At 66.6% G+C, this 14,451-nt stretch carries 13 protein-coding genes; 6 read left to right on the forward strand and 7 right to left on the reverse strand.

Annotated features, from left to right (window positions below; all coding sequences use genetic code 11):
* Positions 1-50: 50 nt before the first annotated feature.
* A complete protein-coding gene (locus tag SPI01S_RS03350) occupies positions 51-449 on the reverse strand; it encodes a hypothetical protein (RefSeq protein ID WP_066718114.1) in 399 nt (132 codons plus the stop codon).
* Between the two features lie 50 nt (positions 450-499).
* Entirely contained in the window at positions 500-1,315 is an 816-nt protein-coding gene (locus tag SPI01S_RS03355; protein ID WP_157084543.1) for an HpcH/HpaI aldolase/citrate lyase family protein, read from the reverse strand.
* A gap of 57 nt (positions 1,316-1,372) precedes the next feature.
* Between SPI01S_RS03355 and SPI01S_RS03360 the strand changes: the two genes are divergently transcribed.
* From SPI01S_RS03360 to SPI01S_RS03370, 3 genes are read left to right on the forward strand one after another with little or no spacing between them, the layout of a single operon-like run.
* On the forward strand, positions 1,373-2,347 hold the full coding sequence (locus SPI01S_RS03360; protein WP_066718916.1) for an SPFH domain-containing protein: 975 nt from the start codon (positions 1,373-1,375) through the stop codon (positions 2,345-2,347).
* A gap of 8 nt (positions 2,348-2,355) precedes the next feature.
* Positions 2,356-2,814 (forward strand): NfeD family protein, encoded by a 459-nt coding sequence (locus tag SPI01S_RS03365; RefSeq protein ID WP_066718116.1) that lies wholly within the window; start codon positions 2,356-2,358, stop codon positions 2,812-2,814.
* Between the two features lie 20 nt (positions 2,815-2,834).
* On the forward strand, positions 2,835-4,655 hold the full coding sequence (locus SPI01S_RS03370) for a DUF885 domain-containing protein (RefSeq protein WP_066718119.1): 1,821 nt from the start codon (positions 2,835-2,837) through the stop codon (positions 4,653-4,655).
* Between the two features lie 140 nt (positions 4,656-4,795).
* Here the strand turns inward: SPI01S_RS03370 and SPI01S_RS03375 are convergent, their stop codons facing one another.
* The 5 genes from SPI01S_RS03375 to carA all read right to left on the reverse strand — a co-directional run bounded on the left by SPI01S_RS03375 (position 4,796) and on the right by carA (position 11,111).
* Entirely contained in the window at positions 4,796-5,422 is a 627-nt protein-coding gene (locus tag SPI01S_RS03375; RefSeq protein WP_066718124.1) for a rhomboid family intramembrane serine protease, read from the reverse strand.
* An 8-nt stretch (positions 5,423-5,430) separates the two neighbouring features.
* Positions 5,431-5,907 (reverse strand): transcription elongation factor GreA, encoded by a 477-nt coding sequence (gene greA / locus SPI01S_RS03380; RefSeq protein ID WP_066718127.1) that lies wholly within the window; start codon positions 5,905-5,907, stop codon positions 5,431-5,433.
* 352 nt (positions 5,908-6,259) lie between these two features.
* Positions 6,260-9,589, reverse strand: a complete 3,330-nt coding sequence (gene carB / locus SPI01S_RS03385; RefSeq protein WP_066718130.1) for a carbamoyl-phosphate synthase large subunit — start codon at positions 9,587-9,589, stop codon at positions 6,260-6,262.
* The gene (locus SPI01S_RS03390; protein WP_066718133.1) at positions 9,589-9,951 is read right to left on the reverse strand and encodes a ribonuclease E inhibitor RraB; all 363 of its coding nucleotides are present in this window, start codon (positions 9,949-9,951) and stop codon (positions 9,589-9,591) included. The genes carB and SPI01S_RS03390 overlap by 1 nt, the downstream gene beginning before the upstream one ends.
* Positions 9,948-11,111 carry a glutamine-hydrolyzing carbamoyl-phosphate synthase small subunit gene (gene carA / locus SPI01S_RS03395; protein WP_066718136.1) on the reverse strand — a complete coding sequence of 388 codons (1,164 nt, stop codon included), beginning with the start codon at positions 11,109-11,111 and terminating at the stop codon, positions 9,948-9,950. The genes SPI01S_RS03390 and carA overlap by 4 nt, the downstream gene beginning before the upstream one ends.
* A 141-nt stretch (positions 11,112-11,252) precedes the next feature.
* Here carA and SPI01S_RS03400 point away from each other — a divergent pair, with 141 nt between their 5' ends.
* The 3 genes from SPI01S_RS03400 to dnaG all read left to right on the forward strand — a co-directional run bounded on the left by SPI01S_RS03400 (position 11,253) and on the right by dnaG (position 14,426).
* Positions 11,253-11,705, forward strand: a complete 453-nt coding sequence (locus tag SPI01S_RS03400) for a GatB/YqeY domain-containing protein (RefSeq protein WP_066718139.1) — start codon at positions 11,253-11,255, stop codon at positions 11,703-11,705.
* Between the two features lie 185 nt (positions 11,706-11,890).
* Positions 11,891-12,409 carry a PEPxxWA-CTERM sorting domain-containing protein gene (locus SPI01S_RS03405; protein WP_157084544.1) on the forward strand — a complete coding sequence of 173 codons (519 nt, stop codon included), beginning with the start codon at positions 11,891-11,893 and terminating at the stop codon, positions 12,407-12,409.
* Between the two features lie 124 nt (positions 12,410-12,533).
* Positions 12,534-14,426: a DNA primase gene (gene dnaG / locus SPI01S_RS03410; protein WP_066718153.1), complete on the forward strand. Its 1,893-nt coding sequence runs from the start codon at positions 12,534-12,536 to the stop codon at positions 14,424-14,426.
* Positions 14,427-14,451: the final 25 nt, after the last annotated feature.

The following is a 14,451-nucleotide window of genomic DNA, read 5'->3' on the forward strand; positions in this document are numbered from 1 at the left end:
ATGTTGGCGGCCCATGTAACCGCAAGGGTGCGGATGCGCTAGGGGTAGTGTCAGGCCCCGACCGGGGGAAATTCTGGATAGAGCGCGGCACGCTCCACCGCCACCTGCTGCCGGATCACCGACGCGAGCTTGCGCGAGGCGACGACATAGGCAGGCCATTCGGCGACTGCGCGCGCCGTCGGCCAGGTGATGGTATGGTCCGTGTAGAACATCCGCATCCCGAAATTGCCGGCCCGCACCGCCTTTACCGCCGCCGCGCGGGCGCCGCCCTCTGTTGCGGCGGCGTTGAACAATTCGTCCATCGCACGCCGCCGCGCCGCCACGGCCCGGGCGGTCTGGTACCGGATCCGGGACAGGTCGGCCACGTCGCAGCAGGGCAAGACAAGCAGCGCTTCGATCGCCCCGATCGCCTGGAGCAGCGTTTCGTCGAGTGCGTGCAGATTCCCCATATACTAGACATAGAAGAATCGCGGCCGCGTCGGTCGGCCGAGGACAAGAATTAATCGGGTTCGCCGGCGCGTCGCAGGACAAGCCGCGCCTGCGCGACGTGCATCGCCTCGATCATGCGATCGCGGAAACGCTCGGCCCCGCCCCGCGCGGCCGCGAGCAGCGCGCGGGCATCGGCGATCTCGTCGCCGGTCGGCGCGAAGGCGAGCGCAGCCGTCGCGATCTGCCCGGGATGGATAAGGGTCTTGCCATCGAAGCCGAGCGCACGGCCCTCGCGGCATTCGGCCTCCAGTCCTTCGGGATCCGCAAGCGCGTTGAAGACGCCGTCGAGCGCCCAGCCGCCCCCGGCCCGCGCCGCCAACACCACGGTCTGCAACGCGAGCGAGAGCCCGCCCCGGCCTGCCGCCGACGGAATGCCGAGGCTGGCCTTGAGGTCATTGGTCCCGGCGATCAGGCCTGCGACGCCCGGCAGCGCAGCGATGGCGGCAGCGGCGAGCACGCCGGCGGGCGTTTCGATCATCGCGAGGATCGGCTTGCCGGCGGCAGCAATCCGCGCGGCAGTCGCGGGGTCCTCGACCTTCGGCACGACGAGGACGGCCGCCGCGGAGGCCACCGCCGCGGCCAGGTCCGCCGCATGCTCCGCCGCGTCCGCACCGTTGATGCGGATGGCCGCGATCCGATCGCCGAACCCTTCGGCCATCGCCGCCACCGCCGCTTCGCGCGCCGTGTCCTTGTCCTCGGGCTTCACCGCATCCTCGAGGTCGAGGATCACCATGTCGCAGTCGAGCGTGCGCGCCTTGGCGATCGCGCGCGGGTTCGACGCGGGGAGGAACAGGGCGGTGCGGGGGGCGAGAGCCATGCTGGTCATGCGCGTTCTCTATGCTAGCACTAGGTGCGATTGCGAGGGGAGTCGGGGCGTATGGACATGCTTTTCGTGTTTCTGGCCGGTCTGGTGGTGCTGGTGCTGTTCTACCTGCTGGCCAGCGTGAAGATCGTGACCCAGGGCTACCAGTACACGATCGAGCATTTCGGCCGCTTCACCACCGTGGCCGCGCCGGGCTTCAACTTCTACCCCGCCTTTTTCTACCGTGTCGGCCGCAAGGTGAACATGATGGAGCAGGTGATCGACATTCCGGGCCAGGAGATCATCACCAAGGACAATGCGATGATCTCCACCGACGGGGTGGTATTCTTCCAGGTGCTCGACGCCGCCAAGGCCGCCTATGAGGTGTCGGACCTGTACGTCGCGCTGCTCCAGCTGACGACAACCAATTTGCGCACGGTGATGGGCTCGATGGATCTCGACGAGACTTTGTCCAAGCGCGACGAGATCAACGCGCGGCTGCTCTCGGTGGTTGACCATGCGACGACGCCCTGGGGGGTGAAGATTACCCGCGTCGAGATCAAGGACATCCGCCCGCCGGCGGACATCGTCAACGCGATGGGCCGGCAGATGAAGGCCGAGCGCGAGAAGCGTGCCAACATCCTCGAGGCGGAAGGCACCCGTCAGTCGGAGATCCTGCGCGCCGAAGGGCAGAAGCAGGCCCGGATCCTCGAGGCCGAGGGCCGCCGCGAATCCGCCTTCCGCGACGCCGAGGCACGCGAACGTGCGGCGCAGGCCGAGGCCGAGGCAACCCGGCTGGTCTCCGACGCGATCGAGGCGGGCAGCAGCCAGTCGCTCAACTATTTCATCGCGCAGAAATATGTGGAGGCAGTCGGCAAGTTCGCGACCTCGCCCAACGCCAAGACGATCCTGTTCCCGGTCGAGGCGACGCAGCTGATCGGCACGCTGGGCGGCATTGGCGAACTCGCCAAGGATGCGCTGTCCGGCGGTGCGACCAAGCCCCCTGCCCCGTCCGTCCCCGTCCGTCGCCCGGGCCCGTTCGACCAGCAGGATTGATCGCCTAGGTGGACTGGCTTCAACACCCTCCCCTGCTCTGGCTGATCGCCGCAGTAGCGCTGGGCATCGCCGAGCTGGTGGTGCCGGGCGTGTTTCTCGTGTTTCTCGCCGTGGCGGCGGCGATCACCGGTGCGCTGGCGCTGCTGTTCCCGGACCTGCCGCTTGCGGGCCAACTGCTGGGCTTCGCCGGCTGGTCGGCGGTGGCAGTGCTGATCGGCAGGCGCTGGTATCGGGAGTTTCCCGTGCCCAGCGCCGATCCGCTGCTCAACGATCGCGTCGCGCGGCTCGTCGGCGAGGTCGTCACCGTCGTCGAGCCGGTCAGCGACCATGGCGGCCGGGTCCGCGTCGGTGACGGCGAATGGCCGGCGCGCGGGCCCGATACGCCGGCCGGCGCCCGCGTGCGGATCACCGGCGCCACGGGCGCGACGCTCCGCGTCGAGCCGCTTCCCTTCCTTCCCCAAGACTGAAAACAATCGAGGTCGAATTGATGCGTACCACCCGTCGCGACGTGCTGCTCGGATCGAGCGCCCTTCTCGCCACCAGCGTCGGCACCCGCCCCGCGCTTGCGGCCGCCGGGCCTGCCGAAGCCCAGGCGCAGGCGCTGATCGATCGCACCGCCGAGGCGCTGCTGGTGCTGAACCCGGAGGGCGCCACCGGCCTGGGCATCGACAAGGGCGCGCGGGCGGCGCTCAAGCACAAGCTCGGCGACCGCACCCCGGCTGGGATCGCCAGGATGGCGGCGCATCTGAAGGCCACGCTCGCCGAGATCGAGCGGATCGACGTGAACGCCGTCAGCCCCGAGATGCGCGTCCATCTCGACGTGATCCAGACCGCCTATGAGAGCGGCCTGAAGGGCATGGCTTTCCCCTATGGCGACGTGGCGGTGGGGAGCTGGCGCAACACGCCGTACGTCGTGATCCAGAATGTCGGCGCCTATATCGACGTGCCGAAGATGCTGGACAGCGATCACCAGATCGCGACGCGCGACGATGCCGATGCCTATTGCGAGCGGCTCCTGGCCTATGCCGGCGCACTCGACGGCGAGACCGAGCGGCTGCAGCAGGCAGCCAGTGTGGGGGTGATCGCGCCCGACTTCCTGCTCGACAAGTGCCTCAAGCAGATCCGTCTCGCCCGCAGCGGCGATCCGGCAAAGTGGGACGTGGTGACGTCGCTCGCCAAGCGCACTACCGCCATCCCCGGCGGCTATGAAGCGCGCGCCACGAAGATCGCCGCCGAGCGGATCGCCCCTGCGCTCGACCGCCAGATCGCCGAACTGGCCCACCAGCGCACCCGCGCCACCTCGGATGCCGGCGTGTGGAAGTTCAAGGACGGCGACGCCTATTATGCCTGGGCGCTGAGCGCAGGCACGACCACCACCATGTCGCCCGACGAAGTCCATGCGATGGGCAAGGCCCAGCTCGCCGAGCTTCAGGCGGAGATGGACACGATCCTGAAGACGCTCGGCTACAGCCAGGGCAGCGTCGGCGCCCGGATGCGCGGGCTCGCCACCGACAAGCGCTTCGCCTTCCCGGAAAACGACGCGGGCCGCGCCGAGATCATCCAGATCCTCCAGAAAAGCATCGACGACATGCGCGGCCGCATGCCCCAGGCCTTCCACACGCTGGTGCCCGGCAATGTCGAGGTGAAGCGCATTCCCATCGTCGAGGAGGAAGGTGCGGCCGGCGCCTATGGCGGCCCCGGCACGATCGACGGCAAGGTCCCCGGCCGGCTTTGGGTCAATCTGCGCTCGACCGGCATCTGGACGCGGTTCAGCCTGCCAGACCTCGCCTATCACGAGGCGATCCCCGGCCATGCCTGGCAGGGCGAATATACCTTCAAGATGCCGCTGGTCCGCTCGCTCCTGCAGTTCAACGCCTATTCGGAAGGCTGGGCGCTCTATGCGGAGCAGTTGGGCGACGAACTGGGCGTCTATGCCGAGAACCCGGCGGCGAAGCTCGGCTATCTACAGTCGCTGGGCTTCCGTGCCTGCCGCCTGGTGGTCGACAGCGGCCTCCACGCCAAGCGCTGGACGCGCGAGCAGGCGATCCGCTGGTTCGTCGAGGCGAACGGCTCGTCCGAGGACGAGGTGCAGGGCGAGGTCGACCGCTATTGCTCCTGGCCGGGCCAGGCCTGCGGCTACAAGGTGGGCCACACCGCGATCAACCGCCTGCGGACGCAGGCCAAGACGGCGCTGGGCGACAAGTTCGACTTCCGCGCGTTCAACGACGCGCTGCTGCTCGGCGGCAATGTGCCGATGACGGTGCTCGGCCATGTGATCGACCGGCATATCGCGCAGCGGAGAGGTTGAGGCGCTCCACTCCAACCGTCATCCCGGCGCAAGCCGGGATCCATTGGGGTCGCCGTCACGGCTCTTGCTGAAAGGGAGAGGCGAATGGATCCCGGCTTGCGCCGGGATGACGTCAGCGGGTGTGACTGGGGTTCCACCCGTCAGGCGTGGCGCCAGCGCCAGAGCAGCATCGGCCGGGCGAGTGCCAGGCCTAGCAGGAAGCCGCCGATATGCGCCCAGATGGCGACCGTCACGCCACCCTGCAGGAACGCGAAGCCCATCAGCAGGTTCACGCCGACCCAGGCGGCGGCCAGCCAGGCGACGTGGACGACCTGCGCGGGGATCGCCCCGATCGCCTTGGCGCGCTGGCGCCCGTAGAGCAGCGAATAAGCGCCGACCACCGCCGAGCTCGCGCCGCTCGCCCCGATCATCGGCGCGGTCGACATCGGCCCGGCGAGCCACTGCGCGCCGCACGCGGCATAGGCGCCGATCAGGTAGAGGGCAACGATCCCCTTGGCGCCGATCGCCCGCTCGGCCTCGCGCCCGGTAAAGCCAAGCATCAGCATGTTCATGCCGAGATGGGCAAGGCCGCCATGGATCAGCGCCGAACTGAGCGGCGTCAGCCACGCCGGCACCACCAGGCCGGACAGGATGAGCCCGCCGGAAAGCCGCGCCGGGATGAAGCCCGCCGCATATTGGATCTGCACCGCATTGGGCGCGAAATTGGCGATCAGGCTCACCGCCACCGTGACGGCGACGATCACCGTCGTGGCGCTAAGCTTGGGCATCGCTGGCCTCAGATGAATTCGACCTTCGATACCAGATAATAGCGATCGCCCGCCGGCACCGAAACCTCGACCTCTTCATCGACCTTGCGGCCGATCAGCGCACGGCCGATCGGCGAATTGTACGAGATGCGCCCCTTGCTCGCATCTGCCTCGGTCTGGCCGACGATCTGGTACTTCACCGGCTTCTCGTCCTCGTCGAGCAGCGTCACCGTCGCGCCGAACACGATCTTGTCGCCCGAGAGCTCCTTGGGATCGATGATCTGGGCGCGGCTCAGCTTGTCTTCGATGTCGTTGATCGTGGCTTCGACCTGACCCTGCCGCTCCTTGGCGGCATGATATTCGGCGTTTTCGGAAAGGTCGCCGTGCGCGCGCGCTTCCTCGATCGCGTCCACGATCAATGGCCGCTCGGCCTTCAGCCGCTTCAGCTCCTCGCTGAGCTTCTGATAGCCTTCCGCCAGCATCGGCATCTTCTCGACGGTCGCCATACGCCCTAGTCCTTCAATACGCCCCCGGGACCGACCGTCGTCCAGGAACGACGTCCGCACATTCACATCGGTTGGGGAAATCCATTGTGCGAACGCGAATAGTAAGATGCGGGGCGAAAAACATCAAGGCGGGGGGAGGAAAACGCAAGATTTGGTTTGCGGATCAACCTTCAGCCCCTCCTCCTGGGAGGAGGGGTTGGGGGTGGAGGGATTCCAGAACCTTGGTTGGTCCCGGTGAGACACTGCCCCACCCCAACCCCGCATCAGGTGAACAGCGCCCCGCGCTGTTCAGGCGCTGCTGGGAGCAGCGCCGACCTGATGCGCCTGAAGGGGAGGGGCTTAGAAGCAAACCTCACCCGCGCGAGGCGAAATACGCCTGGATCGGCTGCACCTCGAAGGCCTGCGCCCGCATTGCCGCGATCGCGCGCGCCGCCGCGACGCTGCCCGGTGCCGTGGTAAAATACGGCACCTTCTGCGCCAGCGCCGAGGCGCGGATACTCATCGAGTCCTTCAGCGACTGCCAGCCCTCGGTGGTGTTGAAGATCAGCGCGACATCGCCGTCCTGGATGCGATCGACGATGTGCGGGCGGCCCTGCGCCACCTTGTTCACCGTCTCCACGTCGATCCCCTCGGCGGCGAGGAACTCCGCCGTGCCGCTGGTCGCGATGATCTTGAAGCCGAGATCGGCAAGGATCTTCACACCCGGCAGCACCACCGCCTTGTCGCCCTGCTTGACGCTGACGAACACCGTGCCGCCGTCCGGCAGGATCGTGCCGGCACCAAGCTGCGACTTGGCGAACGCCGTCGCGAAGTCCTTGTCGATGCCCATCACCTCGCCGGTCGACTTCATCTCCGGCGACAGCACCGGATCGACGCCGGGGAAGCGCGCCCAGGGGAACACCGCTTCCTTCACCGCGATATAATCGATGTCGCGATCGATCTTGGGCAGGTTGGCCAGCTTCTCGCCCGCCATCACCCGGCTGGCGATCTTGGCGATCGGCGCACCGATCGCCTTGGCGACGAAGGGCACGGTGCGGCTGGCGCGCGGGTTGACCTCGATCAGGTAGACCTCGCCGTCCTTGACCGCGAACTGGATGTTCATCAGCCCCTTGACCTTGAGCGCGCGCGCCAGCGCCACGGTCTGGCGCTCGATCTCGGCGATGATCTCGGCGGGCAGGCTGTAGGGCGGGATCGAGCAGGCGCTGTCGCCCGAATGGACGCCGGCTTCCTCGATATGCTGGAGCACGCCCGCGACGACCACATCCGTGCCGTCGGCGATCGCGTCCACATCGACCTCGATCGCGTCGCGCAGATACTGGTCGATCAGCACCGGCGAGTCGCCCGAGACCTGCACCGCGGTCTGGATATAGTCGTCGAGCTGCTGGAGGCTGTCGACGATCTCCATCGCCCGGCCGCCGAGCACATAGCTCGGGCGCATCAGCACCGGATAGCCGATCCGCTCGGCAACGCGCACCGCTTCGTCGCGGCTGCGGGCGATGCCGTTGGCGGGCTGCTTGAGACCCAGCTTGGCGACGAGATCGGCGAAGCGTTCGCGGTCCTCGGCCAGGTCGATCGCGTCGGGGCTGGTGCCGAGGATCGGGATGCCCGAATCCTCCAGCGCCTTGGCGAGGTTGAGCGGGGTCTGGCCGCCGAACTGGACGATCACGCCGACCAGCTCGCCCTTCGACTTCTCGACCTCGAGGATCTCGAGCACGTCCTCGGCGGTCAGCGGTTCGAAATAGAGCCGGTCCGAGGTGTCATAGTCGGTGCTCACCGTCTCCGGATTGCAGTTGACCATGATCGTCTCATAGCCCGCATCGGCCAGCGCGAAGCAGGCGTGGCAGCAGCAATAGTCGAACTCGATGCCCTGCCCGATCCGGTTCGGCCCGCCGCCGAGGATCACGATCTTGCGGCGGTCGCTCGGCTCGGCCTCGTTCTCGGGCTCGCCGAAGGTCGGTGCCTCATAGGTCGAGTACATGTACGGCGTCTTCGCCTCGAACTCGGCCGCGCAGGTGTCGATCCGCTTGAACACCGGGCGCACGCCCAACCGGTGGCGCAGCTTGCGCACCTCGGCCTCGGTCACCCCGCCGGAAATGGCGTTGGCGATCTCGCCGATCAGGCCCGAGCTGCGCGCCATGGCTTCGCTGCCGGCGCGCAGATTGACCGACTTGAGCGCGAGATACGCCAGCCGCTTGTCGCTGAAGCCCATCGCCTTGAGGCGGCGCATGCCCACCGCGTCCTGCGGCAGGCCGTTGGTCGCGACATCCTTCTCGGCGTCGAGGATCTCGGCGATCCGCTCGAGGAACCAGGGGTCGTAGCTGGTGAAGCGCTGCACGTCCTTGACGCTGAAGCCCTCGCGCATCGCCTGCGCCGCGATCAGCAGCCGGTCGGGCGAGCGGACGGTCAGCGCCGCCTCGATCACGTCGCGCGGCGCGCCGACCAGCCGGTCGACATCGTTGAAGCCGCTCAGGCCGGTTTCCAGCCCACGCAGCGCCTTCTGCAGCGATTCGTGGATCGAACGGCCGATCGCCATTACTTCGCCGACCGACTTCATCGCCGTGCCCAGCACCGCCTCGGCGCCCTTGAACTTCTCGAAGGCGAAGCGCGGGATCTTGGTGACGACGTAATCGATCGTCGGCTCGAAGCTCGCCGGGGTGGCACCCGTGATGTCGTTGTCGATCTCGTCGAGCGTGTAGCCCACCGCCAGCTTGGCCGCGACCTTGGCGATCGGGAAGCCGGTCGCCTTGGAGGCGAGCGCCGAGGAACGGCTGACGCGCGGGTTCATCTCGATCACGATCAGGCGGCCATCCTTCGGATTGACCGCGAACTGCACGTTCGAACCACCTGTTTCAACACCGATTTCCCGGAGACACGCGATCGATGCGTTGCGCATGATCTGGTATTCCTTGTCGGTCAGCGTCAGCGCCGGCGCGACGGTGATCGAATCGCCGGTGTGCGTGCCCATCGGATCGATATTCTCGATCGAGCAGACGATGATGGCATTGTCGTTCCGATCCCGGACGACCTCCATCTCATATTCCTTCCAGCCGAGCAGCGACTCCTCGATCAGCACCTCGGTGGTCGGCGACAGGTCCAACCCCGAGCGCACGATCGCGATGAATTCCTCGCGATTATAGGCGATGCCGCCGCCCGAGCCGCCCATGGTGAAGCTGGGCCGGATGATCGCCGGCAGCCCGACATAGTCGAGCCCGGCCAGCGCCTCGGCCTCGGTGTGCGCAATCGCCGAGCGGGCGCTTTCGAGCCCGATCTTGGTCATCGCGTCCTTGAACTTCAGCCGGTCCTCGGCCTTGTCGATCGCATCGGCATCGGCGCCGATCATCGTGACGCCGAACTTCTCCAGCGTGCCGTCGCGGAACAGCGCCAGCGCGGTGTTGAGCGCGGTCTGGCCGCCCATCGTCGGCAAAACGGCGTCGGGCCGCTCCTTCTCGATGATCTTGGCGACGACGGCGGGCGTGATCGGCTCGATATAGGTCGCGTCGGCCAGCTCGGGATCGGTCATGATCGTCGCCGGGTTCGAATTGACCAGGACGATGCGATAGCCCTCTTCCTTCAGGGCCTTGATCGCCTGCGTGCCCGAATAATCGAACTCGCACGCCTGACCGATGACGATCGGCCCCGCGCCGATGACGAGGATGGAGGAGATGTCGGTGCGCTTGGGCATCAGTGTTTCATTCCAGTTTCTGCGACGCAGCCCCAGCCGTCATATTCCAGGCCGAAATACGCCTCTATCCGCAGGCAGGTCTCGGTTAGAGCGCGTATCGATGCTTCGTCGGTGCGTTGTTCACGTTCAAGGAAGAGCCAAAGGCTTCCGTCTTTGCTTCGTTCGTCGCCGAGGACGGTGAAACCCAGGTCTTCCGCAGCCTCTTCGAGCGCGGCAAGCGCCTTGCCCGAGCCGTGGAAACTGACGTCCACGGGGCGGGCAATCGCCGGGTTGTCACCGTTGGCAGCGAGATTCTGCAGCACGTCCTGATCCTTCTCCCACTCTTCGTCGAAGCGGGCGGGATCGAACGGCGGCAGGTTCACGCCATCATCCCCACGAACCGCTCGAACAGATAGAGGCTGTCCTGCGGGCCCGGGCTGGCCTCGGGGTGGTATTGCACGCTGAACGCCGGGCGGTCGGTGAGTTCGATGCCGGCGTTGGAGCCGTCGAACAGCGACACATGCGTCTCGCGGGCATTGGCCGGCAGGCTCTCGCGCTCGACGGCGAAGCCGTGGTTCATGCTGGTGATCTCGACCGCGCCGTCTTCCAGCCGCTTGACGGGATGGTTGGCGCCGCGATGGCCCTGGAACATCTTGGTGGTCTGCGCACCCACCGCGAGGCCGAGCAGTTGGTGGCCGAGGCAGATGCCGAACAGCGGCTTGCCGGTCTCGAGCAGCTGGCGGATCACCGGCACGGCATATGCGCCGGTCGCCGCGGGATCGCCCGGGCCGTTTGAGAGGAAGAAGCCGTCCGGATTGAACGCCATCACCTGCTCGAAGGTCGCGGTGGCGGGCAGCACGGTCACGTCCGCGCCGGCCTGGACCAGGTTGCGGAAGATGTTGCGCTTCGAACCATAGTCGATCGCGACGACCTGCGGGCGCTTGCTCTCGCCGCGGGTGTCGTCATAGCCGGCGCCGAGCTTCCACACGCCGCCTTCCCAGCCGAAATGCGTCTCGCACGACACGGTGATGGCGAGGTCCATGCCCTCCAGCCCCGGCCAGCCGCGCGCCTTTTCCAGCAGCGCGTCGAGGTCGAACTTGCCCTCCTTCGAGTGCGCGATCACGCCGTTCGGCGCGCCGCCCAGGCGGATACGGCGGGTGAGCGCGCGGGTATCGATGCCCGACAGGCCGATGCGGCTGTGCTTCGCCATCCAGCTATCCAGATGCTCGGTGCTGCGGAAGTTCGACGGCTCGGTCACGTCCTCGCGGACGATCATGCCCAGCGCATGCGGGTCATCGGCTTCGATGTCGTCGGGGTTGGCACCGACATTGCCGATATGCGGGAAGGTGAAATTGATGATCTGACCGGCGAAGCTCGGGTCGGTCATGATCTCCTGATAGCCGGTCATCGCGGTGTGGAAGCAGACCTCGCCGACGGCATCGCCTTCGGCACCGAATCCTCGACCCCACAATATCTCCCCGCTCGCCAGAACCAGAACGCCCGTGGCTCCAACGGGCATGGACAAGGGTTTGGCGTCGGCCATTTGGGGCGGGCACTCCTGCTTTGGGTTTGCGATGTTGCTAAGGGCCGCCCGCTAGACCCCGATGGCCGCAGCGTCAATCTGTTAAGTTTTGCGTGCGTCCGCTATGGTTCCCGGCTTCCCGTAAAAAGATCGAGAGAAACGATGATTCGCGACGACATCAAGGCTGCGCTGGTGACTGCCATGAAGGGCGGCGACAAGGCGTCGACCGCCACGATCCGCCTGATCCAGAGCGCGATCAAGAACCGCGACATCGAGGCCCGCACCGGCAAGGCGCCCGAGGACGACGACGTGCTGGTCGTCGAGGTGCTGCAGAAGATGGTCAAGCAGCGCCGCGAATCGATCGACATGTACGTGAAGGGCAACCGCCAGGAGCTCGCCGACAACGAAGCGGCGGAGATCGTGGTGATCGAACGTTTCCTGCCGACGCAGATGAGCGAAGCGGAAACCACATCCGCAATCGAGGCGATCAAGGTTGAACTGGGCGCGGCCGGCATGAAGGACATGGGCCGGGTGATGGCCGAACTGAAGGCGCGCCACGCAGCGCAGCTCGACATGAGCAAGGCGAGCGCGCTGGTGAAGGCGGCGCTGAGCTGAGCTGATGAAGCGCCCCGCCCCGGGTTTTCGGCGGCGGGGCTGCGATTTTTACCCGATCCTTGCAGCCAGCCCTGCAACGCCGCGAAGCTCGCCAGAGTTCCGCAATTGGCGAAAAAATATCTAACAGAACATAAACTTACGTGGTCAATTGTTGACGGCGACTCGCGCCAACAGGGGACTAAAGCATGAAACACATCGCACTTTTTACAGCTGCGGCTGCCATCGGCCTTGGGATTTCCGCCCCCGCATCTGCGGATCCGTTCCAGTTCGTGATCACCGGCAACTACAGCGCGTCGTTCGTGCTGGATTCCAATCCTTCGCCGGACGCGGCCTTTACCGGTTCCTATTTCACGCTGTGGGACGTTTCAGGTTTCCCGGATGCTGTTGCGGGTGTCGCCGACGTCAGCTTCTTCAACGCATTCAATGGCGGCGGGCTGGCGATCGAGGACTTTTACGGCTTCAACCTCCTGCTCCTCACCGATGGGCCCCAGCTCTATTCGGGTACCGAAGCCAATCCATTCTTTAAGACGGGTACCTTCGCCCTTTCCGAATATCAGGGCACGGGCAGCTATTCGCTGACCATCTCGGCCGTGCCGGAGCCGGTCTCCTGGGGCCTGATGATCACGGGCTTCGGCCTGGCGGGCGCAGCACTTCGCCGGCGTTCGTACAAGCAGGGCAAGATCAGCGTCGCCTACGCGGCCTGACCTGACGCTCGCTCGCGGCGGGGAACGGCTTTCCCGCCGCGAGTAAGGCCCCTACAACGGGATGGATGTATCCAGCGATCCGTTCTGACCCCGACTTCCCGCATTCCCACGGTGGGTACTCCGCGTGAGCCTTACCCCCGCCTTTCTCGACGAACTCCGCGCCCGCACCACGCTCTCCACGCTGATCGCGAAATCGGTGAAGCTGCAGCGCGCGGGCAAGGAGTTCCGGGCCTGCTGCCCGTTCCACAACGAGAAGACCCCCAGCTTCTACGTCAACGACGACAAGGGCTTCTACCATTGCTTCGGCTGCGGCGCGCACGGCGATGCGATCCGCTGGATGACCGACCAGCGCGGCCTGCCGTTCATCGATGCCGTGAAGGAACTGGCGCAGGCCGCCGGGCTCGACATGCCCGAGCAGGACCGTCGCGCCGCCGAAAAGGCCGAGCGCGCCAAGGGCCTGCACGAGGCGATGGGCGACGCTGCGCAGTGGTTCACCGATCGGCTGAACGGCATCGAGGGCGCCGAGGCCCGCGCCGTGCTCCAGCGCCGCGGCATCACCCCCGAGATCGCCCGCAGCTTCGGCCTCGGCTTCGCGCCCGATTCGCGCGGCAAGCTCAAGGAAGCGCTCAAATCCTATGGCGACGCGATGCTGGTCGAATCCGGCATGCTGATCGCCGTCGAGGGCAAGGAGCCCTATGATCGCTTCCGCGGCCGGCTGATGATCCCGATCCGGGACGTGCGCGGCCGGACGATCGCGTTCGGCGGCCGCATCATCGGCGAGGGTGAGCCGAAATATCTGAACTCGCCCGAGACCCCGCTCTTCGACAAGGGCCGCACGCTCTACAATCTCGATCGCGCCCAGGCCGCCGCGCGCAAGGCCGATCGGGTGATCGCGGTCGAGGGCTATATGGACGTGATCGCGCTCGCCCAGGCCGGGTTCGGCGAGGTCGTCGCGCCGCTCGGTACCGCGCTGACCGAGCATCAGCTCGAACGGCTGTGGCGGCTGTCCGAAGTGCCCCTGCTCTGCTTCGACGGAGACAGCGCCGGGCAGAAGGCCGCGCTGCGCGCCGCCCACCGCGCGCTGCCGATGCTGGCGCCGGGCCGCAGCCTCGCCTTCGTGACGCTGCCGCAAGGGCTCGACCCCGACGATCTCGTCCGCGCCCAGGGCCCGGCCGCGTTCGAAGCGCTGCTCGGCCGGCCCGAGCCGCTAGTCGATCGGCTCTGGGCGAGCGAGGTAGCCGCCGGCCCGCTCGACACGCCGGAGCAACGCGCGGGCCTCAAGCGCCGCCTCACCGAACTTGCCGAGCAGATACAAGATTCGAACGTAAAGCACGAATATCTAGCAGAATTTCGTGCGCGCGCCGACCAGCAGTTCGGCCGTGGCCCCCGCGAGTTCCGCAAGGACCAACGCGGCCCCGCCCCTGCCCGCCAGCAGCGCGGCACCCGCAATGCGCGCGGCGTCTGGCAACCGCCCGAGCCGCCACCCTCGCAGCTGATCCGCGACGTGCAGGCGAGCGGGCTCGATCCCATATTGGCACGCGCGGTGCTCGCCGGGCTGATCCGCCACCCGGTGGAAATCGCACGGCACATGGAAATTCTCGGCAGCCTCCGCAGCGCTTCGGGTGCGCTGGGGCGACTGTTCGAAGCGGTGGTGGAGGTCGCCCTCACCAATCCTGCTTCCCGTCAACTTGATAGCGAGGATTTCCTCACCATATTGGTGCGGTCCGGTTTCGATTCAGTGGCAAGCGAGTTGCTTCGCACAGACACGCTCCCCTTCTCCTTCACGCGGCCTGCGGCCGACGTGACGAAGGCGCGCGAGGATCTGGGCGAGGCGATCGCGGTGATGGCGGCGCAGCCCGCCGTCGATGTGGCGCTCGCGGAGGCGACCGCCGCCCTGATGCGCGACGGAACGGAGGAAGCGTTCGCCCGCCAGGTGGCGCTTTCGCGGCAACGGCAGGAGCTTCAGGATCGGCTTGCCAATCTGATGCTTGCGGAAGACGGCGTTTTTGAGGAATAGAGGCGGTGTAAAATTGCCGCCATCT

Origin of the sequence: Sphingomonas pituitosa NBRC 102491 (assembly GCF_001598435.1) — a bacterium.
GTDB lineage: Bacteria > Pseudomonadota > Alphaproteobacteria > Sphingomonadales > Sphingomonadaceae > Sphingomonas > Sphingomonas pituitosa.